This is a genomic window from Psychroserpens mesophilus, assembly GCF_050617655.1.
Classification (GTDB): domain Bacteria; phylum Bacteroidota; class Bacteroidia; order Flavobacteriales; family Flavobacteriaceae; genus Psychroserpens; species Psychroserpens mesophilus_A.
Genome location: NZ_JBODQC010000438.1, coordinates 1 through 242, shown reverse-complemented (window position 1 = coordinate 242; position 242 = coordinate 1). Strand labels below are relative to the sequence as shown.

1 protein-coding gene is annotated in these 242 nt (G+C 60.3%); it reads left to right on the top strand.

Annotated features, from left to right (window positions below; translation table 11 throughout):
• The coding region (locus ACRHNM_RS17915; protein ID WP_431137989.1) for a hypothetical protein at positions 1-242 on the top strand (242 nt) is incomplete at both ends.

Sequence of the window (242 nt, the reverse complement as noted above, 5' to 3'; positions counted from 1 at the left end):
GACGGTCAATATCACCTCCCGGGAACTCGTCGGGCAGAGCGAGCTGACCATCGGCCTGCGGGGCGGTGCAAATACGAACGTAATCCAGGACGGGGTGTTCGACAACTTCAAGTTGTCTCCCGCAAGCGCCAAGGCGCCCCTGGGGTATTACAGCTTCAACCGGTCCGTACAGCAGCTGATCACCCAGCAGGGATGGAATACCCGCACGGAAGAGGCGCCCATGGACTATGTCCTGAACCTGG